Annotated in this window: 25 protein-coding genes and 1 tRNA gene; 4 read left to right on the forward strand and 22 right to left on the reverse strand. The window is 67.0% G+C overall.

What is annotated here, in order from left to right:
* Positions 1-135: 135 nt before the first annotated feature.
* The 9 genes from secF to DEO45_RS05230 form a co-directional block, all read right to left on the reverse strand.
* Positions 136-1,098 carry a protein translocase subunit SecF gene (gene secF, locus DEO45_RS05190; RefSeq protein ID WP_114341210.1) on the reverse strand — a complete coding sequence of 321 codons (963 nt, stop codon included), beginning with the start codon at positions 1,096-1,098 and terminating at the stop codon, positions 136-138.
* 72 nt (positions 1,099-1,170) lie between these two features.
* Complete coding sequence (secD, locus tag DEO45_RS05195; protein ID WP_114341211.1) at positions 1,171-3,054, reverse strand: protein translocase subunit SecD; 1,884 nt, start codon at positions 3,052-3,054, stop codon at positions 1,171-1,173.
* A gap of 103 nt (positions 3,055-3,157) precedes the next feature.
* Positions 3,158-3,490: a preprotein translocase subunit YajC gene (yajC, locus tag DEO45_RS05200; RefSeq protein ID WP_114341212.1), complete on the reverse strand. Its 333-nt coding sequence runs from the start codon at positions 3,488-3,490 to the stop codon at positions 3,158-3,160.
* A 170-nt stretch (positions 3,491-3,660) separates the two neighbouring features.
* Positions 3,661-4,803 (reverse strand): tRNA guanosine(34) transglycosylase Tgt, encoded by a 1,143-nt coding sequence (gene tgt, locus DEO45_RS05205; protein ID WP_114341213.1) that lies wholly within the window; start codon positions 4,801-4,803, stop codon positions 3,661-3,663.
* A 93-nt stretch (positions 4,804-4,896) separates the two neighbouring features.
* The gene (gene queA / locus DEO45_RS05210; protein ID WP_114341214.1) at positions 4,897-5,928 is read right to left on the reverse strand and encodes a tRNA preQ1(34) S-adenosylmethionine ribosyltransferase-isomerase QueA; all 1,032 of its coding nucleotides are present in this window, start codon (positions 5,926-5,928) and stop codon (positions 4,897-4,899) included.
* Between the two features lie 65 nt (positions 5,929-5,993).
* Positions 5,994-6,596 carry a response regulator transcription factor gene (locus tag DEO45_RS05215; protein ID WP_114341215.1) on the reverse strand — a complete coding sequence of 201 codons (603 nt, stop codon included), beginning with the start codon at positions 6,594-6,596 and terminating at the stop codon, positions 5,994-5,996.
* An 82-nt stretch (positions 6,597-6,678) separates the two neighbouring features.
* The gene (locus DEO45_RS05220; RefSeq protein WP_114341216.1) at positions 6,679-7,908 is read right to left on the reverse strand and encodes a sensor histidine kinase; all 1,230 of its coding nucleotides are present in this window, start codon (positions 7,906-7,908) and stop codon (positions 6,679-6,681) included.
* 42 nt (positions 7,909-7,950) lie between these two features.
* The gene (locus DEO45_RS05225) at positions 7,951-8,742 is read right to left on the reverse strand and encodes an ABC transporter permease (RefSeq protein WP_114341334.1); all 792 of its coding nucleotides are present in this window, start codon (positions 8,740-8,742) and stop codon (positions 7,951-7,953) included.
* 1 nt (position 8,743) lies between these two features.
* Positions 8,744-9,667 carry an ABC transporter ATP-binding protein gene (locus DEO45_RS05230; protein ID WP_114341217.1) on the reverse strand — a complete coding sequence of 308 codons (924 nt, stop codon included), beginning with the start codon at positions 9,665-9,667 and terminating at the stop codon, positions 8,744-8,746.
* A gap of 331 nt (positions 9,668-9,998) precedes the next feature.
* On the opposite strand from DEO45_RS05230, the gene DEO45_RS05235 reads away from it, so the two are divergent.
* The 3 genes from DEO45_RS05235 to upp all read left to right on the forward strand — a co-directional run bounded on the left by DEO45_RS05235 (position 9,999) and on the right by upp (position 12,818).
* The gene (locus tag DEO45_RS05235) at positions 9,999-11,510 is read left to right on the forward strand and encodes an aminotransferase class III-fold pyridoxal phosphate-dependent enzyme (protein WP_114341218.1); all 1,512 of its coding nucleotides are present in this window, start codon (positions 9,999-10,001) and stop codon (positions 11,508-11,510) included.
* Between the two features lie 153 nt (positions 11,511-11,663).
* On the forward strand, positions 11,664-12,050 hold the full coding sequence (locus tag DEO45_RS05240) for a PsiF family protein (RefSeq protein ID WP_114341219.1): 387 nt from the start codon (positions 11,664-11,666) through the stop codon (positions 12,048-12,050).
* A gap of 123 nt (positions 12,051-12,173) precedes the next feature.
* Complete coding sequence (upp, locus tag DEO45_RS05245; protein ID WP_114341220.1) at positions 12,174-12,818, forward strand: uracil phosphoribosyltransferase; 645 nt, start codon at positions 12,174-12,176, stop codon at positions 12,816-12,818.
* A gap of 105 nt (positions 12,819-12,923) precedes the next feature.
* On the opposite strand, the gene pip is transcribed toward upp, so the two are convergent.
* Positions 12,924-13,883, reverse strand: coding sequence for a prolyl aminopeptidase (gene pip, locus DEO45_RS05250; protein ID WP_114341221.1), 960 nt, complete (start codon positions 13,881-13,883; stop codon positions 12,924-12,926).
* 62 nt (positions 13,884-13,945) lie between these two features.
* Positions 13,946-15,337: an FAD-binding oxidoreductase gene (locus tag DEO45_RS05255; RefSeq protein WP_114341222.1), complete on the reverse strand. Its 1,392-nt coding sequence runs from the start codon at positions 15,335-15,337 to the stop codon at positions 13,946-13,948.
* Between the two features lie 122 nt (positions 15,338-15,459).
* Between DEO45_RS05255 and serA the strand changes: the two genes are divergently transcribed.
* Positions 15,460-16,692, forward strand: coding sequence for a phosphoglycerate dehydrogenase (serA, locus tag DEO45_RS05260; RefSeq protein WP_114341223.1), 1,233 nt, complete (start codon positions 15,460-15,462; stop codon positions 16,690-16,692).
* Between the two features lie 77 nt (positions 16,693-16,769).
* Here the strand turns inward: serA and DEO45_RS05265 are convergent, their stop codons facing one another.
* From DEO45_RS05265 to thrS, 11 genes are all read right to left on the reverse strand, one after another.
* Complete coding sequence (locus tag DEO45_RS05265) at positions 16,770-17,105, reverse strand: hypothetical protein (RefSeq protein ID WP_114341224.1); 336 nt, start codon at positions 17,103-17,105, stop codon at positions 16,770-16,772.
* A gap of 178 nt (positions 17,106-17,283) precedes the next feature.
* Positions 17,284-18,012, reverse strand: coding sequence for a hypothetical protein (locus DEO45_RS05270; RefSeq protein WP_114341225.1), 729 nt, complete (start codon positions 18,010-18,012; stop codon positions 17,284-17,286).
* Positions 18,013-18,192: 180 nt separating this feature from the next.
* A tRNA-Pro gene (locus tag DEO45_RS05275) sits at positions 18,193-18,269 on the reverse strand.
* Between the two features lie 50 nt (positions 18,270-18,319).
* Complete coding sequence (locus DEO45_RS05280; protein WP_114341226.1) at positions 18,320-18,676, reverse strand: MerR family transcriptional regulator; 357 nt, start codon at positions 18,674-18,676, stop codon at positions 18,320-18,322.
* Positions 18,657-18,956 (reverse strand): integration host factor subunit alpha, encoded by a 300-nt coding sequence (ihfA, locus tag DEO45_RS05285; protein WP_063089695.1) that lies wholly within the window; start codon positions 18,954-18,956, stop codon positions 18,657-18,659. Before ihfA ends, DEO45_RS05280 begins: the two co-directional genes overlap by 20 nt.
* A gap of 1 nt (position 18,957) precedes the next feature.
* A complete protein-coding gene (gene pheT / locus DEO45_RS05290) occupies positions 18,958-21,336 on the reverse strand; it encodes a phenylalanine--tRNA ligase subunit beta (protein WP_114341227.1) in 2,379 nt (792 codons plus the stop codon).
* Positions 21,337-21,359: 23 nt separating this feature from the next.
* A complete protein-coding gene (gene pheS / locus DEO45_RS05295; RefSeq protein WP_114341228.1) occupies positions 21,360-22,370 on the reverse strand; it encodes a phenylalanine--tRNA ligase subunit alpha in 1,011 nt (336 codons plus the stop codon).
* 140 nt (positions 22,371-22,510) lie between these two features.
* On the reverse strand, positions 22,511-22,870 hold the full coding sequence (rplT, locus tag DEO45_RS05300; protein WP_027493824.1) for a 50S ribosomal protein L20: 360 nt from the start codon (positions 22,868-22,870) through the stop codon (positions 22,511-22,513).
* Positions 22,871-22,881: 11 nt separating this feature from the next.
* On the reverse strand, positions 22,882-23,079 hold the full coding sequence (gene rpmI, locus DEO45_RS05305) for a 50S ribosomal protein L35 (protein ID WP_008213504.1): 198 nt from the start codon (positions 23,077-23,079) through the stop codon (positions 22,882-22,884).
* 245 nt (positions 23,080-23,324) lie between these two features.
* Complete coding sequence (gene infC / locus DEO45_RS05310) at positions 23,325-23,849, reverse strand: translation initiation factor IF-3 (protein WP_317616006.1); 525 nt, start codon at positions 23,847-23,849, stop codon at positions 23,325-23,327.
* Between the two features lie 44 nt (positions 23,850-23,893).
* A complete protein-coding gene (thrS, locus tag DEO45_RS05315; protein ID WP_114341229.1) occupies positions 23,894-25,795 on the reverse strand; it encodes a threonine--tRNA ligase in 1,902 nt (633 codons plus the stop codon).
* Between the last annotated feature and the right edge of the window lie 10 nt (positions 25,796-25,805).

Genomic DNA, 25,805 nt, shown 5'->3' on the forward strand with positions numbered 1-25,805 from the left:
CGATCGGGATAAAAAAACGGCCCGGTGGAGACCGGGCCGTTTTCGTTTCGTGGACTACCCCTCCGCCCTCCGGGCATCTCCCCTGCGAGCAGGGCAGAGAACGTCGGAATCACCCGTTCTGCGGGCGATGGCGACTCATGGACGCCGGGCCAGCTCGGGGTTGTCGCGGGTGACCGGCATCAGGTCCTTCTTCGACACGCCCAGCCACAGCAGGATCGGGCTGGCCACGAAGATCGAGGACAGCGTGCCGACCACGATGCCGATCAGCATGGTGACGGCAAAGCCGTGCACCGCGGTGCCGCCGTAGAAGTACAGCGCGCCCATGGTGATGCCGGTGAACAGCGAGGTGATGATGGTTCGCGACAGGGTGTTGTTGATCGAGCGGTTGAGGATCTCCTCCGGCTCGGCCTTGCGCGCCAGCCGGAACAGCTCGCGGATGCGGTCGAACACCACCACCTTGTCGTTGATCGAGTAGCCGATCACCGCCAGCACCGAGGCCAGCACGGTCATGTCGAACTCACGCTGCACCAGCGCCAGGATGCCCAGCGTCACCAGCGTGTCGTGCACCTCGGTAAACACCGCGGCGATCGCGAAGCGGCGCTCGAAGCGGATCCACAGGTAGGCCATGATGCCGAGGATCACGAACACCGCGGCCACCGTGCCGTCGCTGCGCAGTTCGGCACCGACTTCGGCACTGATGAACTCGGGATTCTTCAGCTTGGCATCCGGCCGCGCGGCCTGCAGGACCTTGGCGACGTTGGTCGCCACGCGTTCCAGATTGACCTTGCCGGCGGCATCGGCCGCGGCCGACACGTCCTTGGTCTGCATGCGGATGGACACCTCGCGCGTACCGCCCAGACTCTGCACCATGGCGTTGTGGATGCCGCCCTTGTCCAGCGCCGCACGGACGTCCGAGATTTCCACCGACTGGTCGTAGTCGACCGTCATCGATACGCCGCCGGTGAAGTCCAGGCCGTAATTGAGGCCCTTGACCGCGATCAGCCCGATCGAGGCAATCATCAGGAAGATGGCGATCGCAATGGTGTACTTGCGCATCCCCAGGAAGTGGATGTTGCTGTCGTGATTGAAGATTTCCATGGGAGATTCTCTCTATGGAAGTCCATTTCCGGGCGAAGGCGGCCATCCATGGCCGCTCTATTCGATAAACCCTTAGACCGACAGCGTCTTGAGCTTGCGGTGGCCGTGGATCGCCGCGGTGAATGCGTGGGTCAGCGTTACCGAGGTGAACAGCGAAGTCAGGATGCCGATCATCAGCGTCACGCCGAAGCCCTTGATCGCGCCGCTGCCCATCGTGGTCAGCGCCAATGCGGCGATCAGGTGGGTGACGTTGGCGTCCAGAATGGTCGACCAGGCCTTCTCGTAGCCGGCGCGGATCGCCGCGTGCGGGCTGGAGCCGTTGCGCAATTCCTCTCGCACGCGTTCGCAGATCAGCACGTTCGCATCGATCGCCATGCCCAGGGTCAGCACGATGCCGGCCACGCCCGGCATGGTCAGGGTGACGCCGATCAGCGACATCACCGCCACCAGGATCACCAGGTTGAAGAACAGCGCGATGTCCGCGACCAGGCCGAACAGCTTGTAGTAGATCGCCGCCGCCAGCAGCACCAGCGCCAGGCCAAGCATCACCGCCTTGAAGCCCTTGTCGATGTTGTCCTGGCCAAGGCTGGCGCCGATCACGCCCTCGGCGACGATGTCCATCGGTGCGGCCAGCGCGCCGCCCTTGAGCAGCAGGGCCAGGTCGGAGGCTTCCTTCGGGCTGCCCAGTCCGGTGGTCTGGAACTGCCTGCTGAAGGGGCTCTGGATGGTGGCGTCGTTGATCACCGTCTCGGTGACCTTCGATACACGCACCGGCTTGCCGTCGACCACCTTCGTCTCGTAGACCTGCTCCACGTACAGCACCGCCATCGGCTTGCCGACGTTGGCATTGGTGAAGTCGCCCATCTTCTTGGCGCCGGCCGCGTTCAGGGTGACGTCGACCTTCGGCGTACCGCTCTGCTGGTCGATGCCCGAGGAGGCATCCACCAGCTGGTTGCCGGTCACGATGATCTGCTTGCTCACCAGCACCGGCCGGTTGTCTCCGCGCATGTAGTAAAGGTTCGCGTCCGGCGGGATGTTGCCGGTGCGCGCCGCTTCCACCGCGCGGGGATCGCCTGGCTGGCCGATGCCGGGGCGGTATTGCAGCGTGGCGACCGCGCCGATCAGCTTCTTCGCCTCGGTCGGGTCCTGCACGCCGGCCAGCTCGACCACGATGCGGCTGTCGCCCTGCTGCTGGATCAGCGGCTCGGACACGCCCAGGGCGTTGATGCGGTTGCGCAGCGTGCCCAGGTTCTGGGTGATTGCGCTGCGCGACAGCTCGCGCAGTTTCTCCGGCTTGATCGCCACGTTCAGCACGAAGCGGTCGCCGGTGCTGGCGCCGGAGGACACCAGCAGGTCGGTGTACTCGTTGGCGATCGCGTCGGACGCGGTGGAACGGTCGTCGGCCGAGCGCAGGATCACCGCGATGCCCTGGCCAGCCGCCGCATTGCGGGTCACCGACTCGTAGCGGATGTTCTTGTTGCGCAGCAACGCGCGGATGTCGTCCGCGTAGCTGTTTTCCTGCTTCTCGATCGCGTCCTTCTGGTCGACCTGCATCAGGAAGTGCACGCCACCCTGCAGATCCAGGCCCAGCGGCATCGCGCGGGCACCGATCGCACCCAGCCAGCCCGGTACGTTGGACTGCAGCTTGAACGCCACCGTGTAGCCGTCGCCCAGCGCGGCCTTGATCGTGTCGGCGCCGCTCTTCTGCACGTCGGAGTTGGCGAACGTGGCCAGCAGGTGGTCACCTTCCACGAACACCCTGGTGACCGCGATGTTCCTGGCGGTCAGCGCTGCGCTCACCTTCTGCTGCACCGCCTGGTCGATCGGCGGCGCATCGCGGTTGGCCGTGACCTGCACCGCCGGTACCGGGGGAAATGCATTCGGCAAGGCGTAGATGACGCCAAACAACATCACCAACGCGACCAGCGCGTACTTCCAGCGGGGAAAATCACTCATGATCCGGTCCTTTGCGATCGTCCGTGATCGCGAACGTCAAGGCGCGGCCATCCATGGCCGCACTTTCAATGGGAGAATGCCTCACCCTCGGGGCGCCGTTGGCTCAGGCGGACTTCAACGAGCCCTTGGGCAGTACCTGCTGGACCGCAGCCTTCTGCACCTTGACCTTCACGTTGGGCGCGATCTCGACCGTGATGAAGGTCTCGCCCACCTCGTCCACGCGCCCGGCGATACCGCCGTTGGTGACCACTTCGTCGCCCTTGGCCAGCCCGGCGATCAGCGCGCGATGCTCCTTCTGCCGCTTCATCTGCGGGCGGATCATCATGAAATACATCAGGCCGAACAGCACCACCATCATGATGATCATGGACATGCCGCCACCGGCGGGTTGCGGAGCCGCGGCCTGGGCGATCACGGGAGAGATCGGAAAACTCATGGATTTGTCTCGCAAGTTATGGCGCTGCCGGGAATTTCGGCTGAACGCCCGATAAAAGATTCTCGATTATGCCATGCACCCCCGGGCCATGCACGGTGGCGCCGGCTGGTCCCTGATGAGGGCAGCCGCAGCCCGTTGCAAGGCCACTCCGACCCCGGTTCCACCGGTGCCTACGAGACCGCGGCACCCTGGCGGCGGGCGTAGAACTCCGCCACGAACGATTCCAGCTTGCGGCTGGCGATCGCCCCGCGCAGGCCGGCCATCAGGCGCTGGTAGTAGCGCAGGTTGTGCATGGTGGCGAGCTGGCTGCCGAGGATCTCGTTGCAGCGGTCGAGGTGGCGCAGGTAGGCGCGGCTGAAGCCGTGGCTGCAGGCGTAGCAGTCGCAGCCTTCCTCGATCACCCCGGTATCGGCGGCGAACTTCGCGTTGCGGATGCGCAGCGTGCCCTCGGCGGTGAACAGGAAGCCGTTGCGGGCGTTGCGGGTGGGCATCACGCAATCGAACATGTCGATGCCGCGGCGCACCGCCTCGACGATGTCCTCCGGCCGCCCCACGCCCATCAGGTAGCGCGGCTTGTCCGCCGGCAGCAGCGGCACGGTGAAGTCCAGCGCATGGTTGCGCTCGGCCTCCGGCTCGCCCACGGCGAGGCCGCCGACCGCATAGCCATCGAAGCCGATGTCCACCAGGCCCGCCGCCGAACGCCGGCGCAGGTTCTCGTACACGCTGCCCTGCACGATGCCGAACAGCGCATTCGGCGGCCTTGCATCGACACGTTGCAGCTCGTCGAACGCTCGGCGCGAACGTTCGGCCCAGCGCAGCGACAGCTCCATCGAATCGCCGGCCACCTTCTCCGTGGCCGGGTACGGCGTGCATTCGTCGAAGATCATCGCGATGTCCGAATCCAGCGTGGCCTGGATCCGCATCGACACTTCCGGCGACAGGAACACCTTCGAGCCGTCCACCGGCGAGGCGAAGGTCACGCCTTCCTCGGTGATCCTGCGCTTGTGCGCCAGCGAGAACACCTGGAAACCGCCCGAGTCGGTGAGGATCGGCTTGTCCCAGCCGATGAACCGGTGCAGCCCGCCGAACTTCCCGATGACCTCCAACCCCGGGCGAAGGAACAGGTGGAAGGTGTTGCCCAGGATGATCTCGGCGCCAATCTCGGTGACATCGCGCGGCGTCATCGCCTTGACCGAACCGTAGGTGCCCACCGGCATGAACGCCGGCGTCTCCACCGTGCCGCGGGCAAACGTGAGGCGGCCACGGCGGGCGGCGCCATCGGTGGCGTGGAGGTCGAAGCGGAGGGAGGTCATCCGGCCATTATCGCGGGTTTGGCCTGCCACGCCCATCGCCACATCGTGTTTGCAGCAGCCCGCGAGCCGGCTCCTGCGACAACAATGCGCCGCTCAGGCGCCGTGCGGCAGGATCAGCATGGCGTCGCCATACGAGAAGAAGCGGTAGCGCTGCTCGACCGCGTGGCGGTATGCGCCAAGCATGAACTCGCGCCCGGCCAGCGCCGACACCAGCATCAGCAGGGTCGATTGCGGTAGGTGGAAGTTGGTGATCAGGCCGTCGATGCTGGTGAAGCGATACCCGGGGAAGATGAAGATCTGCGTCTCGCCGGCGAACGGGTGCAGCTCGCCGTCCTTGCTGGCGCTTTCCAGCGCGCGCACCACGGTGGTGCCGACCGCGATCACCCGGCCGCCATTCGCGCGGGTGCGGCGGATCTGCCCGATCAGGTGCGCTCCGACATTGAGCCACTCGCGGTGCATGTGGTGGTCCTGCAGGTCATCCACGCGCACCGGCTGGAACGTGCCGGCACCCACATGCAGGGTGACGTAGCCGAACTCGACGCCGCGCTCGCGCAGCCTGGCCAGGATCGCCTCGTCGAAATGCAGTCCGGCGGTGGGCGCCGCCACCGCGCCGGGCTCGCGCGCGAACACTGTCTGGTAGCGCTCCATGTCGCTGGCGTCGGCGTGCCGCTCTATGTACGGCGGCAACGGCATCTCGCCCAGTTTCTGCAGCAGCTTCTCCAGCGGCTCCGGCGCCTCGAAACGCAACCGGAAGAAGCTCTCGTCGCGGCCCAGCACCAGCGCATGGCTGCCGTCGCCCAGCTCGATCCGCGCGCCCTCCTTCGGTTTCTTGCTCACCCCCAACTGCACCACCGCCTCGTGCGCGCCGGTAACCCGCTCGATCAGGATCTCCACCGCTCCGCCGGTGTCCTTGCGCCCGTACAGTCGCGCCGGCAGCACGCGGGTGTCGTTGAACACCAGCAGGTCGCCCGGCCGCAGGAAATCGGGCAGTTCGCGGAACCGGCGGTCCTGCCGCGACTGCGCGGGCACGTCGAGCAGCAGCAGGCGGCTGGCCGAACGCTCGGGCAATGGCGCCTGCGCGATCAGCTCGGACGGCAGTTCGAAATCGAAATCGGACTTCTTCAAGGCGGTGCGGCCGGCGTCGGAAAACGGGCCATTATCCCGCAGCGCGCCGATGCCGGCGCAAGCGCCTACAGCCAGCCCTTTTGCCGTGCCAGCCGATAGGCCTCGATGCGGTTGGCGACGCCGAGCTTGCCGATCGCCTCGGACAGGTAATTGCGCACGGTGCCGTGCGACAGGTTCAACTGCACGGCGATATCGCCGGCGGACTGGCCTTCGCCGGCCAGACGCAGCACCTGGCGCTCGCGGTCGTTGAGCGGATCGGCTTCGGACCACGCCTCCAGCGCCAGCTGCGGGTCGATCGCGCGGCCGCCGCGATGCACGGTGCGCAGGGCCTCGGCGAGATTTTCGGCGGGTGCATCCTTCAGCAGATAGCCGGACACGCCGGCGTCCAGCGCGCGGCGCAGGAAACCGGGGCGCGCGAAGGTGGTGACGATGACCACCCTGATCGGCAGTTCATGGCGCTGGATGCGCTGCGCCAGCTCCAGCCCGGTCAGGCCGGGCATCTCGATGTCGGTGACCAGCACGTCGGGCTTCAGCCGCTGCAGCTCGCGCCATGCGGCCTCGCCGTCGGCGGCCGAACCGAGCACCTCGATGTCGCTCTCCAGGTTCAGCAGCGCCGACAGCGCACCGCGCACCATCGCCTGGTCCTCGGCCAGCAGCACCCGGATCATGCGATGGCTCCCCGGCACCGGTGGGAATGAAGGATTGGCGTCATGGCCTGTGCGGGCATGGGGAGTGGCAACATGAATGGACTCACGCGACGGGCCGGTCCGGAAGCGGCTGTGTCAACGGCTCGGCCACCGACGGTTCCGGCGCCGACCGGGACGACTCGACCAGTCGCATGATCGGCAGCGGAATCACCACCCGCAGGCGCGATCCCTGGCCACGCGGCGACTCGAACGCGAGCGTGCCGCCGAGCGCGCGCACGCGCTCGCGCATGCCGCTCAGGCCGTTGCCGTCGCTCTCGATGCCACCGCGGCCGTTGTCGCCGATCTGCAGGCAGACGCTACCCCGTTCGCGCGTCATCTCGATCCGGGCCCGGCTGGCGCCGGCGTGGCGCGCGATATTGGTCACCGCCTCGCGCAATACCAGCGACAGGCCACGCTCGATGTCGCCCGGCAGGTCGGCGGGCAGTTCGCCGTAATCCAGGTGCACCCGCGAGGATTCCAGCAGCAGCCGCGCCGAAGCCAGCTCGGCGGCGAGGTCGGTGGCGCGGATGCCGGTGACCGCGCTGCGCACTTCGGCCAGCGCGTGGCGTGCGACCTTCTCGGCTTCCTCGACCTCTTGCCGGGCGGCCTCGACGTCACGGTCGAACAGCTTGCGCGACAGCTCCAGCTTCAGCGTGATCAGCGAAAGCGTATGCCCCAGCAGGTCGTGCAGGTCGCGCCCGATCCGTTCGCGCTCCGCGGTGGCGGCGAGTCGGCGCACCTCGTCGTGGGAAAGGCTGAGAGCGGCGTCCTTCTCGTGGTGGATCTGCTCGACCGTGACAATGGTGCAGATGACGAACACCGTGACCGGCATGATCACCAGCATCGACGGCGGATAACCGATCCACCAGGCCAGCGCCACATAGATGGCGTTGATCAGCAGCACCTGGACCACGTAGCTGCGAAAGCGCCGCAGGTCGCAATGGCTCAGCATCACGCAGGCGTACACGAAGTAGCTCAGCCCGCTGGGATACCAGCGCAACAGGCCGAAACACAGCGCCGCCATGCCCCATGCATAGAGATATGCGGTCCGCCGCGAAGCCAGTCGCAACCTGGCGAACAGCAGCAGGAACAGCGGATACGAGCCCAGCGTGCACAGCAGCCAGGTCACGGTGTAGCCATGCAGGCCGTGGTCGAACAGCGGCGTGATGAAGATCCACAACGACCACAGCAGGTGCACGTTGTCGGCCCACGGCGACTTGCCCCGGCGCAGGTCGTCGGCCACCGCGGAGTCGGGTGCCGGCACGAACCATCGGGCTGCGAAGGCGGGGATCATGGCGTGGTCGGTCGCTGGGGGCCTGGTCTGCGGCATGCTACTTCAACCGTGCCGGCGCAGGCGCCTGGCGGCCAGCAGCGCGAGCCCCGCGGCAAAACCGGCCAGCACCAGCACGTGGACCAGCAGGGGTCCACGGTTCATGCCCACCGCCGCCAGCGCCAGCCGGTCCAGGTGGTAGCTCGGCCACACCGGCGCGATCCGCTGCAGGAACGCCGGCAGCAGCGGCAGCGGCATCCACAGGCCGGACAGGAACGACATCGGCAGGTAGATCAGGTTCAGCATGCCGGGCGCGCCCTGGCCCCTGATCAGGGTGCCCACGAACATGCCCAGCGCGCAGAACGGCAGCACGCCGAGCATGCCGGTGAGCAGCAAGGCACCGGCCTGCAGCGGGGCCAGCGTCACGCGATCCAGCGACAGCGCCATCGCCAGCAGCAACAGGATCACGACGCCGGCGGCCGCCATCGCCATCAGCATCTTGCCCAGCAGGTAGGCGCCGGGCGGCATCGGCAAGGCGCGCTTGAAGGTCAGCAGGCCGCCGTCGCGCTCCAGCGCCAGCGACACGCCGAAACCGAACAGGCCCGGACTCATCACGCCGAACACGCCGTAGCTGGCCAGCAGGTAGCGTGCCGCGTCGGCGCCGTTCGACCTCGCCATCAGCACGCCGAACAGCAGGTAGAACATCGCGGGGAACAGCATGACCGGCAGCAGGAAGCCGGGCGCACGCAGGTAGCGCAGGCACTCGCTGCGCGCCTCTTCGAGATAGGCGCCGAGCACCCTGCGGCGCGGCATGCCGACGGCAGCTGCCGATGCGGTGGTGGAACTGGCGGTTTGCATGTCAGGCAGCCTCGCGCTGGTCGGCGTCCGCGGCCTCGGCGGCATCGCGGGTGAGTTCGGTGAACGCCTCGGCCAGGCCGGCGCGCTGCACTTCCAGCTCGCCGAGGGCGGAGTCGGCGTCGAGCAAGCGGCGCACCACCGCCTCGGCCTGCGCGGTGGCGATGCGCAGGTAGCCGTCCTCGCGCATGGCGGAGGCCACGTTCGGCCAGGCGGCGATCGCGGTGGCATCGAGGTCGCTCACGCAGCGGATGCGGGTGAGCGCCACGCGCTTGCGCAAGTCGTCCACGCTGCCCTCGCTGAGCACGCGGCCCTGACCGAGCACCACCACGCGCTGCGCCAGCGCATCGGCTTCCTCCAGGTAATGCGTGGTGAGCACCACGGCGCAGCCTTCGGCGACCAGCGCGCGCATCGCCGCCCACAGCTTCTGCCGCGCGTCGATGTCCATGCCCACGGTGGGTTCGTCGAGGAACAGCAGCTCGGGGCGCCCGCACAGCGCCAGCGCGAACTGCACGCGCCGCTGCTGGCCGCCGGAAAGCTTGCCGTAGGGCCGCAGCAGCAGGTCGGCGATGCCGGCCAGCACGGCGGTCTCGTCGTAGCCGCGCGGGTTCGGGTAGTAGCTCATGGTCAGGCGCAGCAGCTCGCACACGCGCAGCGTGGGCGGCAGATTGGCCGACTGCAGCATCACGCCGATCCGCCGGCGCGCCTCGATGCGCTGCGGGTCGAGCCCGAACAGTTCGGCGCGACCCGTGTCCGGGCGAATCAATCCCAGCAGCAGGCTGACGCTGGTGCTCTTGCCGGCGCCGTTGGGGCCGAGCAAGGCGAGCAGTTCGCCGCGCCGCACCGCAAGGTCCACGCCATCCAGCGCGGTGAGCGGGCCGTAGCGCTTCACGGCGGCGGCAAGTCGGGCGACGGTGGTGTCGTTCATGCGGGTATCTCCTCCTGCCGCACAGCCTAGGCAGCGCGCCTCATCGGCCCCAGTCGCCGCCGTCAACCATCGCGGGTGACAGGCGTCATCCGCGCGGCCAATTCCGTCCCAAGCGCCTGATCGGACGAGGCAAAGCGCAGCGACCATGGATCGGCCAGCCACGCTCAGGGGGTACCGGGCAGGCCATGCCGCGGGTTATCCTCGGCGTGCGTGGATGCGCGCCCACCCGCCAAACCGGGCCGCGCGCCGCGGGAGCCGGGCTCCCCCACGCACTACACGTTGGCCTGCTTCGCGCTGGGTGCGAGGCGCCGGCGGATCTGAGGAGATAGCCATGGGTGTGATCAACCAGCTGCGCGAACTGCGCGAATTCGGCGGCAAGCCGCGGACCATCGGCCTGGACGACGCCAGCATCGAGCGCATGGCGGCGAACGATCCCCTGCTGGGCCAGGCGATCGCCGAGGCGGTGACGCGACATCGCGAGCTGCGTGCCGAGATGGCGGCGGCTGGTATGGGTGATTTCCTCAAGCTCGATGAAGCCGAACAGCTCGTGCGGGTGCAGGCCGGCTTCGTCAACTTCTATCCCGACGACGCAATCAACCCGTACCTCCCTGCGGCCGCGCGCGGCCCGTGGATCGTTACCTTGAAGGGTGCCGTGGTGCACGACAACGGCGGCTACGGCATGCTCGGCTTCGGCCACAACGACCCGGCGATCCTGGCCGCGCTGGCCCGCCCGCAGGTGATGGCGAACGTGATGTCGCCCAGCGTATCGCAGCTGCGCTTCACCGCGGCGCTGAACAAGGAGCTGGGCCGGAGTCGCGGCGGCAGCCCGTACGCGCGCTATCTGTGCCTGAACTCCGGCTCGGAGTCGGTCTCGTTGGCCTGCCGCATCGCCGACGTGAACGCCAAGGCGATGACCGACACGGGCGCGCGTTATGCCGGCCGCACGATCAAGCGACTGGCGGTGAAGGGCGCGTTCCACGGCCGCACCGAGGCGCCGGCGCTGTACTCCGATTCCAGCCGCAAGACCTACCAGCAGAACCTCGCCAGCTACCGCCACGAGGACACCCTGATCACCGTGGCCCCCTACGACGTGACGCAGCTGGAAGCGGCGTTCGCCGACGCCGACAGGCACGGCTGGTTCATCGAGGCGATGTTCCTGGAACCGGTGATGGGCGAAGGCGACCCTGGCCGTGCGGTGACGCCGGAGTTCTACAAGGCTGCCCGCGCACTGACCGAATCGCACGGCACCCTGCTGCTGGTCGACTCGATCCAGGCCGGCCTGCGCGCGCACGGCGTGCTGTCGTTCGTGGACTACCCCGGCTTCGAGGGCCTGCCGCCACCGGACATGGAAACCTTCTCCAAGGCGCTCAACGCCGGCCAGTATCCGCTGTCGGTGCTGGCCGTCAGCCAACGCGCCGCAGGGCTGTACCGCAAGGGCATCTACGGCAACACCATGACCGCCAACCCGCGTGCACTGGACGTGGCGCTGGCCACGCTGGGCGAGCTCAGCGACGAGGTGCGCAGCAACATCCGCGAGCGCGGCAGGGAATTCGTCGACAAGCTCAACGCGCTGAAGAACGAACTGGGCGGCCTGATCACCAAGGTGCAGGGCACCGGCCTGCTGTTCTCCTGCGAACTGGCCCCGGAATACAAGTGCTACGGCGCCGGTTCCACCGAGGAATACATGCGCGAGCACGGCGTCGGCGTGATCCACGGCGGCACCAATTCGCTGCGCTTCACCCCGCACTTCAAGGTCACCAGCGCCGAGGTCGACCTGATCGTCGCCCACGTGCGCAAGGCGATGCTGGAAGGCCCGCGCAAGGCCAAGGCCGAGGCTGCCTGACGACGGCCCGTCCCACATCGGCTGCGGCGATGTCCGACACGTCGCCGCAGCTGAATACTTCATGCACGCAAGATTTTACGGACTGCCGTGACGGCGTCCGCCCTGCCTAGACTGACAGGGCCGGCACCTGCCGGTCACCAGGGAGGAGTCACCATGTCGTTGTCACTACGTCTGCTCGCCATCAGCGCCACCCTCGCCTTCGCCGGCGCCGCTTTCGCCGCCACCCCGGCCAGCACCACCCCGCCGGCCGCCAAGCCGCACACCGCCCAGCAGCAACGCATGGTCGACTGCAACAAGCAGGCGACCGGCAAGAAAGGCGACGAGCGCAAGGCCTTCATGAGTTCCTGCCTGAAGGGCCAGAGCACCGCAGCAGCCGCCGCTCCTGCCGCCGCGGCACCCGCTGCGACGCCTGCGGCCCACGAGACCCAGCAGGAGAAGATGAAGTCCTGCAATGCCGACGCCAAGACGAAGGCACTCAAGGGCGCGGATCGCAAAGCCTTCATGAGCAGCTGTCTCAAGGGCGCCCCCGCCACTCCGTAATACCTCCGGCTCCTGTCGCTTCTCCGGCCCCGCCGGCGCCCGCATGTCCATGCGTGCGTCGGCGGGGCCGCTTCATTAAGCTCCCCGGCTGTCACGCCCTCGATGCCCGGAAGACAGCCGCCCATGAAGATCGTCGAAGTCCGCCACCCGCTGATCCAGCACAAGCTCGGCCTGATGCGCCGTGCCGGCGTGAGCACCAAGGATTTCCGCGAACTGGCGTCCGAAGTTGCCGCGCTACTCACCTATGAGGCCACCAAGGATCTGGAAACGGTCGAAGAGCAGATCCAGGGCTGGGCCGGCCCGTTGCTGGTGCACCGGATCAAGGGCAAGAAGATCACAGTCGTGCCGATCCTGCGTGCCGGCCTGGGCATGCTGCCGGGCGTGCTCGACATGATTCCGTCGGCGAAGGTCAGCGTGGTCGGCGTGCAACGCGACGAACGCACCCTGCAACCGGTCGCCTACTACGAGAAGCTCAGCGGCCGCATGGACGAGCGCATCGCGCTGATCGTCGACCCGATGCTGGCCACCGCCGGCACCCTGGTCGCCACCGTCGACATGCTGAAGGCCGCCGGCTGCAAGCACATCAAGGGCCTGTTCCTGGTGGCCGCGCCGGAGGGCCTCGAGCGCATAGGGGCGGCGCACCCCGACATCGAGATATATACCGCCGCGATCGACGAACGCCTCAACGAGAACGGCTACATCCTGCCCGGCCTCGGCGACGCCGGCGACAAGATCTTCGGCACCAAGCAGTTGCCGGCGAGCGACTGACCGACAGCGCAGGAACCCGCTTGCGGACGTTGCTTTTGCCCGATCCCGAAGACGATCGAAGCAGGAGCATCGCCCGCGAGCGGGCTCCTACCCGCCATGCTCGCCTCAACGGCCAAAACGGGTGGTTGCCTCCACCAGCTCGTGCACGTTGCCGGGCTCGAACGCGGAATGGCCGGCGTCCTGCACGATCCGCAGGTCGGCCTCGGGCCACGCGCGATGCAGGTCCCACGCGCTGCGCAGCGGGCAGACCACGTCGTAGCGGCCCTGCACGATCACCGCCGGAATGTTGCGGATGCGATCGACGTTGCGCAGCAGCTGGTCGTCGTGCCCGAAGAAGCCGCCGTTGACGAAGTAATGGCATTCGATCCGCGCGAATGCCAGCGCGAACTCGTCCTCGCCGCTGGATTCGATGTGCGACTTGTCCTGCCACAGGAAGCTGGTTGCGCCCTCCCACACCGACCAGGCGCGCGCCGCGGCGGTGCGCGTCTTCGCGTCGGCGCTGGTCAGGCGGCGGTGGTAGGCGCTCATCAGGTCGCCGCGCTCGACCTCGGGAATCGCCGCCAGGTAGGTTTCCCATGCATCCGGATACAGCGCGTCGCAACCCTTCTGGTAGAACCACTCCAGTTCCCAGCGGCGCAGCATGAAGATGCCGCGCAGCACCAGCTCGGTGACCTTGTCCGGATGGGTCTGCGCATACGCCAGCGCCAGCGTGGAGCCCCACGAACCGCCGAATACCTGCCAGCGATCGATCGCCAGGTGCCCGCGCACGCGTTCGATGTCGGCCACCAGGTCCCAGGTGGTGTTGTCGGTCAGCTCCGCGTGCGGGGTGGACTTGCCGCAGCCGCGCTGGTCGAACAACACGATGCGGTACACCGCCGGGTCGAAGAAGCGCCGGCACTTCGGGTTGGTGCCGCCGCCCGGGCCGCCATGCAGGAACACCACCGGCTTGCCTTGCGGGTTGCCGCTCTGCTCGTAGTACAGCGTGTGCAACGCCGAGACTGGCAGGAAGCCGCTGTCGAATGGCTCGATTTCGGGATACAGCGAACGCAGCGGCGACGACGGCATGGCGGCTCCTTCGAACCATCGGACAAGCCGCAAAGCCTAGCACGGGCGCGGCTTCCGGGCCTTCACTCGGCCACGAACAGCTTGCCGGGGTTGAGGATGCCATTGGGATCGAACACCTTGCGCACGCCGCGCATCAGCGTGATCTCCGCTGCGCTGCGGGTACTGTCCAGATACGCCCGCTTGACCAGGCCGATGCCGTGCTCTGCCGAGATGCTGCCGCCATGGCGCTGCAGCGTCGCCGCCAGCAGCGTGGTGACGTGCTCACACTGGGCGATGAACGCGTCCTCCGCCAGGCCGTCCGGGCGCAGCACGTTGATATGCAGGTTGCCGTCGCCGATATGGCCGAACCAGACCACCTCGGCCTGCGGATACTCGCGCGCCAGCAGTGCCTGCATGTCGTGCAGGAACGCCGGCACCGAGCTGATCCGTACCGATACGTCGTTCTTGTACGGCCGCCGCGGCGCCAGGCTCTCGGTAATGCCCTCGCGCAGCCGCCACAACGCGGCGGCCTGCGCCTCGCTCTGCGCGATCACGCCGTCGCTGACCCAGCCCTGCTCCAGCGCCTGCTCGAACGCGGCCAGGGCCGCTTCCTGCTGGCGCTCGTCGGCCGCGTCGAACTCGCACACCACGTAGTACGGATGATCGCCGGCGATGGCGCGCTGCGCGCCGTGGGCCAGCACGTGCCGCAGCGCCACGTCGGTGAAAAACTCGAACGCCTGCAACGGCAGCCGCGCGCGGAACAGCGCGAACACCTGCATCAACGCATCCATGTCCGGCAGCGCCAGCAGCATCACCTGCGACGGCAACGGCGGATCGGTCAGCCTGAGCGTGGCCTCCACCACGATGCCCAGGGTGCCTTCCGAGCCGACCATCAGCTGGCGGAAGTCGTAGCCGCTGGAGTTCTTGATCAGGCCGCGGTTGAGTTCGAGCAATTCGCCGCAGCCGGTGACCACCTTCAGCCCCGCGATCCACTCGCGCGTGTTGCCGTAGCGGATCACCCGGATGCCGCCGGCATTGGTGGCGATGTTGCCGCCGATCGAGCACGAGCCGCGCGCCGCGAAGTCGACCGGATAGATCAGGCCATGTTCGCGGGCAGCTTCATGCACGTGCTGCAGGATCATCCCCGGCTGCACGGTGAGCGTACGGTCGACCGCGTTGAAATCCAGCACCCGGTTCATCCGCTCCAGGCTCAGCACCAGCTCGCCATTCGCCGCCACCGCGCCACCGGACAGGCCGGTGCGGCCGCCGGACGGCACGATCGCCACGCGCTGATCGTTCGCCCAGCGCACGATCGCCAGCACCTCCTCCGTGCTGGCCGGCAGGGCGACCGCCAGCGGCGCCGGTACCCAGCGACGGGTCCAGTCGCGGCCGTAATGCTCCAGATCGGCAGCGGCAGTGAGCAGGCGCAGCCCGGGCAGGCGGCCGGACAATTCGGTGAGGCGAGGATCGGACATGCTGGGCTCCGGGGTCATGTCCACAGCCTGCCAGCCGCCTGACACCGCGTCCAGTGTTGCAGTGCCGCAAATCGTCTTCGACTCTGGCATAGTAGGGTTTCCACCCCTTGCCAGGACCGACGATGCAGACCTCCTACCCCCGCCAGGACATCAAGGTATTGCTGCTGGAGGGTGTCAGCGCCAGCGCGGTCGAGAGTTTCCACCGTGCCGGCTACAGCCAGGTGGAACTGCACGCGAAATCGTTGCCGGACGCCGAACTGAAGGCGCGCATCAGCGACGCGCACATCATCGGCATCCGTTCGCGCACCCAGCTCACGGCCGAAGTGCTGGCCCAGGCCAAGCGGCTGATCGCGGTCGGCTGCTTCTGCATCGGCACCAACCAGGTGGACCTGGGCGCCGCGCGCAAGCTCGGCGTGCCGGTGTTCAACGCACCCTATTCCAACACCCGCAGCGTGGCGGAGCTGGTGATCGCCGAGGCGATCATGCTGCTACGCGGCATCCCGCAGAAGAACACGCAATGCCATCGCGGCGGCTGGTCCAAGTCGGCCAGTGGCAGCTACGAAACCCGCGACAAGGTGCTCGGCATCGTCGGCTACGGCCACATCGGCACCCAGGTCGGCGTGCTGGCCGAGAGCCTGGGCATGCGGGTGATCTTCCACGACATCGAGACCAAGCTGGCGCTGGGCAACGCCCGTGCAGTCTCCAGCCTGGACGAACTGCTGGACCGCGCCGACGTGGTCACCCTGCACGTGCCGGAAACCCCTGCCACCCAGATGATGATCCGCCGCGAACAACTGGCAAAGATGCGCGCCGGCGCGATGCTGATCAACGCCTCGCGCGGCAGCGTGGTGGACATCGACGCGCTGGCTGCGGCGCTGCGCGAAGGCCACCTGGCCGGGGCTGCGGTGGACGTGTTCCCGAGCGAGCCCAAGGGCAACGACGACCCCTTCGTCTCGCCGCTGGTCGGCATGGACAACGTGATCCTGACGCCGCACATCGGCGGCAGCACACTGGAGGCGCAGGACAACATCGGCATCGAGGTCGCCAGCAAGCTGATCCGCTATAGCGACAACGGTTCGACCCTGTCGGCGGTGAATTTCCCGGAAGTCACCCTGCCCGAGCACCCGCACAGCCGCCGCCTGCTGCACATCCACCGCAACGTGCCGGGCACGCTGTCGCGCATCAACGAACTGTTCTCGGCCGGCAACATCAACATCGACGCGCAGTTCCTGCAAACCGACAGCGAAGTCGGCTACGTGGTGATCGACGTGAGTGCCGACGAGGCCCAGGCGAACGACCTCAAGGCGAAGCTGGCGGCGATCCCGGGCACCTTGCGCAGCCGCGTCCTGTATTGAAGCAGGCCGGTGGGTGACAGCACGAGGGGCGCCAGCGCGCCCCTCGTGTCAACGCAAAAAGCACCGCCGGCCCTTGCTCAGTGGCCGATTTCCTTGCTGACCTGGTTTTCCTGCTGGTCCAGCGTCTTCTGCTCCTGCCGGGTGACGTGGCCGTGGTTCTGGCTGGCCATGTCGCGCTCCTCCTGGCGGATCCGGTGATCGTCCTGATGCAACTTGGCTGCATCGGCCTTGCTCATGTCGCCTTCCTTCACTTCGTCGCGGATCCGCGCGTTCTGGTGATGCAGGCGGTCGTTGACCTGTTCGCGACGCGGGTGGTGCTTCTGCCACTTCGTATCGACATCCTTTGCGGCGCACACGGTCGTGCCCGCGACAGCAACCAGCAGGGTGGCAATCAGCACGGACTGGATCTTCATGGATGGGTCTCCGTCGGTCTCGGTTGGAATGACGGCCGCCGGTGCTGCCGGCGCCCGCGAGACGCATCCTACGGAGCCGATCCGGCACTCCACCAGTGGGTCGCAAGCAGAGCCAGCGCCTGCGGTTCAGATGCCTGCCCGCGGACTAAACGCAGGAATTCGCGGCGGGGCCTTCCTGTCAACCGGACTGGGCAGGCATGCGTGTCTGCCTGTTTCCACCGCGCTTGCCCACGGCCGCCTCCCCTGCTGGCGCCTTGCTTGCCGCGTCGGCGCCATCGGCACCTGCAGGAGGTGATCCCTTGCGCGATCCGCTGGTCTTGCCGGAAACGCGGCGCTGCTGCAGGCGATGCTCCTCGCGGAACGCGTCCATGTAGGCCTTCAGCTCGCTCCGCTTCCTCGCACTGGCGTCCGGCCCGGAAAGCCGGCCCTCGTCGATGCCCCGCAGCATCCGCTGCAACAGGTCGTAATCGTGGTAATCGCGGTAGGGCTTGAGGTCGAGATCCGCCGGCACCTTGACCAGGCGCTCGTCGCCGATCGACTTCACGTACTTCTGCATGAAGCGGTCGTAGGCGGCCCAGGTGATCCGTTCGGCGTTCACTGCCGCCTCTTCGGCGCGGGTCGCGATCTGGTGCGCGTGCAGGTAGTGCAGGCCCAGCTGGTCGATCAGGGTCTTTTCCACCTCCTCGTGCAGGATCAGGAAGCGGTCCACCTCGATGGTGCGCCCGCGGAACGTGAAGCTCTCCGGCAGATGGCGGTCGATGTAGATGGTCTTGCCATCCTTGCTGTAGCCCGCGAGGTAGGGAATGTCGTGCTCGCGGTCGAGCTTCTTCACCCGCCGCAGGATCGCGTCCAGCGCACGGTCCAGCATCAATGCCGAGACGTACCAGTCGGGGGCCTTCAGTTTCACGTGCGGGGCGCAGGGATGACAGCTGTTCGACGGCATGACGGCATCTCCCGGAGGTGGAAATCTCCAGCCGGAGCCTACCCCACGGCACGCCTCGGATGCATCACTTGCGCGGCCACAGGCGGCGCCGGCCAAAAACAGGAAACGGCGCCAGGGCGCCGTTTCTGTCGAGTCTTGCCGAATTGGTCGGGGCGGCCGGATTCGAACCGACGACCCTCTGCCCCCCAGGCAGATGCGCTACCAGGCTGCGCTACGCCCCGACGATACGGCAAGCTGGTTAGTCTAGCAGCTTGTGACGGTGGTCCGGAAGTCAGCGGCGCAGCAGCGCCAGCACTTCCTCCAGCTCCATCCGCACCTGACGCACGATCTGGTGCGAGATGCTCGCCTCCATCCGTGCCTGCGGACCTTCCAGCCGCGCGCGTGCTCCGGTGATGGTGAATCCTTCGTCGTACAGCAGCGAACGGATCTGGCGGATCATCAGCACGTCATGGCGCTGGTAATAGCGACGGTTGCCGCGGCGCTTGACCGGATTGAGCGCGGGAAACTCCTGCTCCCAGTAGCGCAGCACGTGAGGCTTCACACCGCACAACTCGCCGACCTCACCGATGGTGAAGTAGCGCTTGGCCGGGATGGCAGGCAGTTCGGTGTTATTCCCTTGGTCCAGCATAGCCCTCGACTCTTACCTTGAGTTTCTGCCCAGGCCGGAACGTCACCACGCGCCGGGCGGAGATCGGGATCTCCTCGCCGGTCTTCGGGTTGCGCCCGGGCCGCTGGTTCTTCAGCCGCAGGTCGAAGTTGCCGAAACCGGACAGCTTCACCTGCTCGCCGCTTTCCAGGGCTTCGCGGACCACCTCGAAGTAGGCGTCCACGAATTCCTTCGCCTCGCGCTTGTTGAGGCCCACGTCGAGGAAAAGCCGCTCGGCCATTTCCGCCTTGGTCAGCGCCATTTCATCCTCGCAGCTTCGCCTTGCATGATTGCTCCAACGCGGCTATCGCTTCACGAACGCAACGGTCCGCGTCGTCGTCGGTAAGGGTGCGTGAAGCGTCCTGCAAAATCAAGCCCATAGCGAGGCTTTTTCGGCCTGCTTCGACTCCCTTGCCGCTGTAACGGTCGAACAGGCGCAATTCCTTCAACCCCTCGCCGAGCGTGCGGCGGACTGTCTGCTCGATCTGTGACCAACTGACCGATTCCGGCAGGTCCACCGCGATGTCGCGGCGCACTGCGGGGAACCTTGGCACCGCTCGCGCCTGCGGCAGGCGCCGTACCAGCAGCGGCTCCAGGGCCAGCTCCAGCACGTGCACGTCCGCACCCAGGTCCAGCGCCCTGGCCAGTTGCGGGTGCAATGCCCCCAGGTAACCCACCGTCACGCCATCGCGGGCCACCCGCGCGCCACGGCCCGGATGCAACCAACCCGGCAGGCCGTCGGCATGCACCGACCAGCGCTGCGGCTCGCCGCCCCAGGCGACCAGGGTATCCAGGTCGCCCTTGAGATCGTGGAAATCCAGCTCCCGCGACGGCTCGCCCCACTGTTCGGCAAGGGCGCTGCCGCAGGCGACGATGGCCAGGCTGGGGGTTTCGACCGGGGGATCGCCGGCACCAAATACCCGCGCCAGCTCGAACAGGCGCACCCGCTCCTGCTGGCGCGCGCGGTTGTGGCGCAATGCCTCGATCAGCCCCGGCAGCAGCGACGGCCGCATCACCGCCAGATCGGCCGACAACGGATTGGCCAAATGTACCAAGCGCTCGGTGAAGCCCCAGCTCGCCAGCAGATCGGCCGCCACGAACGACAGGTTGACGGCTTCGTAGTAGTCGCGCGCAGCCAGTTGTTCGCGCAGCGCCAGTTCGCCGATACGCGCCTCCGGCTCGATCGCCAGGGTCAGCGCGCCGGCCGGGGTCGCCGTGGGGATGTTGTCGTAGCCGAAGATGCGCGCGACCTCCTCGATCAGATCCTCCTCGCGTTCGATGTCGAAGCGGCTGCTCGGCGCGGTAATCCGCCAGCCGTCGGCGGTCTCCTCCACCCGCATGCCCAGCGCGGTGAAGATGCGCCCCACTTCGGCATCGGCCACGTCCACGCCAAGCACCCGCTTCAGGCGCGTGCGACGCAGGGCGACCGGCACCGGCAGCGGCAGGTCGGCCGGGCTCTCCGCCACCAGCACCGGCCCGGCGTGGCCGCCGGCAATCGCCAGCAACAGTTCGGTGGCGCGCTCCAGCGCACGGGACGGCAGCTCGGGGTCGACGCCACGCTCGAAGCGGTGCGAGGCATCGGTATGCAGGCCCAGCTTGCGCGCGCGCCCCATGATCGCGGCGGGCGCGAAATGCGCGGACTCCAGGAAGACATTACGGGTGACGTCGGTGACGCGCGAATCGTAGCCGCCCATCACGCCCGCTACCGCCAGCGCCTTGTGCTCGTCGGCGATCAGCACGAAGCCTTCGTCCAGTTTCGCCTCGCTGCCATCGAGCAGCTTCAGCAGCTCGCCGACGCGCGCGTGGCGCACCACGATGTCGCCTTCGAGCGTGTCGTTGTCGAACGCGTGCAGCGGCTGGCCCAGCTCCAGCATCACGTAGTTGGTCACGTCGACCACGGCGCTGATCGGACGCAGCCCGGCGCGGCGCAGGCGTTCGGCCAGCCACAGCGGCGTGCGCGCGGCCGGATCGATGCCCTCGACGATCCGGCCGAGATAGCGCGGCGCGTCCTTGCCGGCTTCCAGCCGGATGCCGCGACGCGACGGGCCGGTGACCGGCACGGTCGCCTGCACCGGCAGCTTCACCGTACTGCCGAACAGCGCGGCCACATCGTGCGCCAGACCGAACAGGCCGAGGCAATCCGGCCGGTTCGGGGTGAGCTTCAGCTCGATGCTGGCATCGGGCAGGCCTAGGTAATCGGCCAGCGGCTGGCCCACCGGCGCATCCGCGGGCAATTCCAGCAGGCCGGAAGCGTCGGTGTCGATGCCCAGCTCCTTTGCCGAACACAGCATGCCGGACGACTCCACGCCGCGCAGCTTGGCCGCCTTGATGGAAATGCCCCCAGGCAGCTCCGCCCCGATCTTCGCCAGCGGCACCTTGATGCCGACGCGCGCGTTCGGCGCACCACAGACGATCTGCAGCGGCTCGCCCTGCCCCGCGTTCACCTTGCACACCTGCAGGCGGTCAGCTTGCGGATGCTTCTCGGCGCCAACTATCTCGGCTACCACCACGCCGGCCAAGCCGTCGCCCAGCGGCGTGAGCTCCTCTACCTCCAGCCCCGCCATGGTCAGCGCATGCGCCAGCGCGGCACGGTCGGCCCTGATCTCGACCAACTCGCGCAGCCAGTTCTCGGAAAATTTCATGCTTGTCGATTCCTAGACGCGATTCAGGCGAACTGCTTCAAGAAGCGCAGGTCGTTCTCGAAGAACGCGCGCAGGTCGGAGACGCCATAGCGCAGCATCGCGAAGCGCTCCACGCCCAAGCCGAAGGCGAAGCCGGTGTAGCGCTCCGGGTCGATGCCGCAGTTCTTCAGCACGTTCGGATGCACCATGCCGCAGCCGAGCACCTCCAGCCAGCGGCTCTGGCCGTCCTCGGTCTCCCAGCGGATGTCCACCTCGGCCGAGGGCTCGGTGAACGGGAAGTAGCTGGGACGGAAGCGCATCTCGAAGTCGCGCTCGAAGAACGCGCGCACGAATTCGGCCAGCGTGCCTTTCAGATCGGCGAAGCTGGAGGTCTCGTCGACCAGCAGGCCTTCGACCTGATGGAACATCGGCGAATGGGTCTGGTCCGAATCGCTGCGGTAGACCTTCCCCGGCGCGATGATGCGGATCGGCGGCTGGCGGCCGGCCATCGCACGGATCTGCACCGGCGAGGTATGCGTGCGCAGCAGGCGGCGGCCGCCGCTGCCTTCATCGGCGATGTAGAAGGTGTCGTGCATCGCGCGCGCTGGGTGGTGCGGCGGGAAGTTCAGCGCCTCGAAGTTGTGCCAGTCGTCCTCGATCTCCGGGCCGTCGGCACGTTGGTAGCCGAGCCGCGCGAAGATCGACGCGATGCGCTCCAGCGCGCGGGTGATCGGATGGATGCCGCCGCGCCCGCCGTCGCGCCCGGGCAGGCTGATGTCGAGCCGCTCGGAAGCGAGGCGGCGGTCGAGCTCGGCCTGCTCCAGCACCCGCTTGCGCGCGGCCAGCGCGTCGGCGAGGCGATCCTTGACCTTGTTCACTTCCGCGCCGCGCGCCTTGCGCTCATCGGGCGCCAGCGCGCCCAGCGTCTTCAGCGCAGCGGTGACGATGCCGCTCTTGCCCAGCAGGCCGACACGCAGCGCCTCGAGCGCCTCCAGCGTATCGGCCTTCTCGATATCGGCAAGCGCCTGCGCGGCGCGGCTGTCCAGGTCATCCATCGATGCGGTTCCGTATGAAGTGCACAGAAACAAAAACGGGGAGAAGGCTTTGGCCTCCTCCCCGCGAACGTTCGCTCTTTTGAAGAGTGCGGCGATGGATGGCCGCTCTTGATCTCAGCGATCAAGGATGAGCGCACAAACTACGCCGCCAGACTGGCCTTCGCTTTCTCGGCGATCGCACCAAACGCCTTGATGTCGTGCACGGCGATATCAGCGAGGACCTTGCGGTCAACGGTTATGCCGGCCTTGCTCAGGCCATTGATCAGGCGGCTGTAGGACAGGCCGAACATGCGCGCGGCAGCGTTGATGCGGACGATCCACAGTGCACGGAACTGGCGCTTGCGCTGCTTGCGGCCGATATAGGCGTACTGACCGGCCTTGACGACGGCCTGGTTGGCAACGCGGAAGACCTTGCGGCGGGCGTTGTAGTAGCCCTTGGCGCGGCCGATGATTTTCTTGTGACGACGACGGGCGGTGACGCCACGCTTTACACGAGCCATGGTCTATCTCCTCACAAGTACGGCAGCATGCGAGCCACGCCCGGGGCGTCGCACGCCTTGAGGTGGTTCGGTGCACGGAGACCACGCTTCAGCTTGGTCGACTTCTTGGTCAGGATGTGCGACTTGAACGCGTGGCCGCACTTGATCTTGCCCGATGCGGTCTTGCGAAAACGCTTCGCCGCCGCCCGGTTGGTCTTGATCTTGGGCATGGTAATGCTCCTTGTGTGGGACTCGTCCGCTGGGGACGGCCCGGTTTCTGACTGATCTGGCGGTGGCGGCATCCCCGGAGGGACCTGGCCACGCTTTCCGTCCTGCCACGATCGGTGCACGACCCTTCCAGACGGGTCGAATCGGCGATTATACGGAGTTCAAACTCCGGATACCAGTAGCCAGGCCCCTGCGGACGGGCGCGCTCCTGCCGGAAGCAACCCGGCGCCCATGGGCGCCGCGATGCCTATTTCTTCTTGGGGCCGATCATCATGACCATCTGGCGCCCTTCCAGCCGCGGAAAGGACTCGACCAGGCCGTTCTCGCCGACATCTTCCTGGATCTTCTTCGCCAGGTTCTGGCCCAGGTCCTGGTGCGACATTTCGCGGCCGCGGAAGCGGATGGTGACCTTGACCTTGTCGCCTTCCTCGAGGAAACGGAGCATGTTGCGCAGCTTGATCTGGTAGTCGCCCACGTCCGTGACCGGACGGAACTTCACTTCCTTGATCTCGACCTGCTTCTGCTTCTTCTTGGCGGCCTGCGCCTTCTTCTGGGCTTCGAACTTGAACTTGCCGTAATCCATGATGCGGCAGACCGGCGGATCGCCGTTCGGCTGGATCTCGACCAGATCCATGCCCGCTTCCTCGGCTGCGCGCAGCGCCTCGTCACGGGAGAGAATGCCGAGCTGTTCCGAATCCGGGCCGATCACGCGAACGCGCGGCACGCGGATTTCCAGGTTGCGACGATTGCCCTTGTTGTCGGTGGTAGCGATACCACGATCCTCCAGAAGAAGTGATGAAACAGACCGCCCGGCGTTCAGCGCCGGATTTCGGTCTCCAGTCGTTCGACGAAGCCAGCCAGCGGCATGCTGCCCAGGTCCTCGCCGGAACGGGTACGCACGGAAACGGCACCCGTCTCCTTCTCGCGGTCACCGACCACGAGAAGATAAGGCACTTTCTGCAGCGTATGTTCGCGGATTTTATAGCCGACTTTCTCGTTGCGCAAATCCGATTGTACCCGGAAACCTTTGTCGACAAGGGTTTGCGTCACTTCGCGGACGTAATCGGCCTGTGCATCGGTGATATTGATCACCACCGCCTGCACCGGGGCCAGCCAGGCCGGCAGCAGGCCGGCATGGTGCTCGATCAGGATGCCGATGAAACGCTCCATCGAACCCACGATGGCCCGGTGCAGCATCACCGGATGCCGCTTCTGTGAATGCTCGTCCACGTACTCAGCGCCCAGCCGCTCGGGCATCATGAAATCCACCTGCATGGTGCCGACCTGCCAGGCCCGGCCGATCGAATCCTTCATGTGGTACTCGATCTTCGGGCCGTAGAACGCGCCCTCGCCCGGCAACTCCTCCCAGGCCACGCCGGCGGCGGAGAGCGCCGCGCGCAATGCCGCCTCGGCGCGGTCCCACACCGCATCCTCGCCGATGCGCTTGTCGGGGCGCAGGGCGATCTTCAGGCCGATATCCTTGAAACCGAAATCCGCGTAGACCTGCATCGCCTGGCGGTGGAACGCGGTGACCTCCGACTCGATCTGTTCGGCGGTGCAGAAAATGTGCCCGTCGTCCTGGGTGAAAGCGCGCACGCGCATGATGCCGTGCAGCGCGCCGGACGGCTCGTTGCGGTGGCAACCGCCGAACTCGCCGTAGCGGATCGGCAGCTCGCGGTAGCTGTGCAGGCCGGTGTTGAACACTTGCACATGGCCCGGGCAGTTCATCGGCTTCAGCGCGTAGGTACGCTTCTCCGACTCGGTGAAGAACATGTTTTCCTGGTAGTTGTCCCAGTGCCCGGATTTCTTCCACAGCGACACGTCCAGCACCTGCGGGCAACGCACTTCCTGGTAGCCGCTCTTGCGGTACACGCCGCGCATGTACTGTTCGACCTGCTGCCAGATCGCCCAGCCGTTCGGGTGCCAGAACACCATGCCCGGGCTCTCTTCCTGCTGATGGAACAGGTCGAGCTGCTTGCCGATCTTGCGATGGTCGCGCTTCTCGGCCTCCTCCAGCTGGAGCAGCCAGGACTTGAGATCCTTGTCGTTGAGCCACGCGGTGCCGTAGATGCGGCTCAACATCGCGTTGTTCGAATCGCCGCGCCAGTACGCGCCGGCCACCTTCATCAGCTTGAACGAATGCAGCTTGCCGGTGTTCGGCACGTGCGGGCCGCGGCACAGGTCGGTGAACTCGCCCTGCGTGTACAGCGACAGGTCCTCGCTGGCCGGGATGCCCTCGATGATCTCCGCCTTGAAGTTTTCGCCGATGCCGCGGAAGAACGCCACCGCCTCGTCGCGCGACTTCACGCTGCGGGTCACCGGCAGCTGTTCGTCGACGATCTTGTGCATCTCCGCCTCGATCCTGGGCAGGTCGTCCGGGGTGAACGGCCGTTCGTAGGCGAAGTCGTAATAGAAACCGTTGTCGATCACCGGGCCGATGGTGACCTGCGCGCCCGGGAACAGCCGCTGCACCGCCTGGCCCATCAGGTGCGCGGTGGAATGGCGCAGGATTTCCAGCGCCTCGGGGCTCTTCTCGGTGACGATCTGCACGCTGGCGTCGTGCTCGATCGGGAAGCTCGCGTCGACCAGCTTGCCGTCGACCTTGCCGGCCAGGGTCGCCTTGGCCAGACCGGCGCCGATCGAGGCGGCCACGTCCTGCACGGTGACGGGGTGGTCGAACGGCTTCTTGCTGCCGTCGGGTAGCGTGATTTCAATCATGGAGGCTTCT

The organism is Rhodanobacter denitrificans (assembly GCF_003335105.1).
Classification (GTDB): Bacteria; Pseudomonadota; Gammaproteobacteria; order Xanthomonadales; family Rhodanobacteraceae; genus Rhodanobacter; species Rhodanobacter denitrificans_A.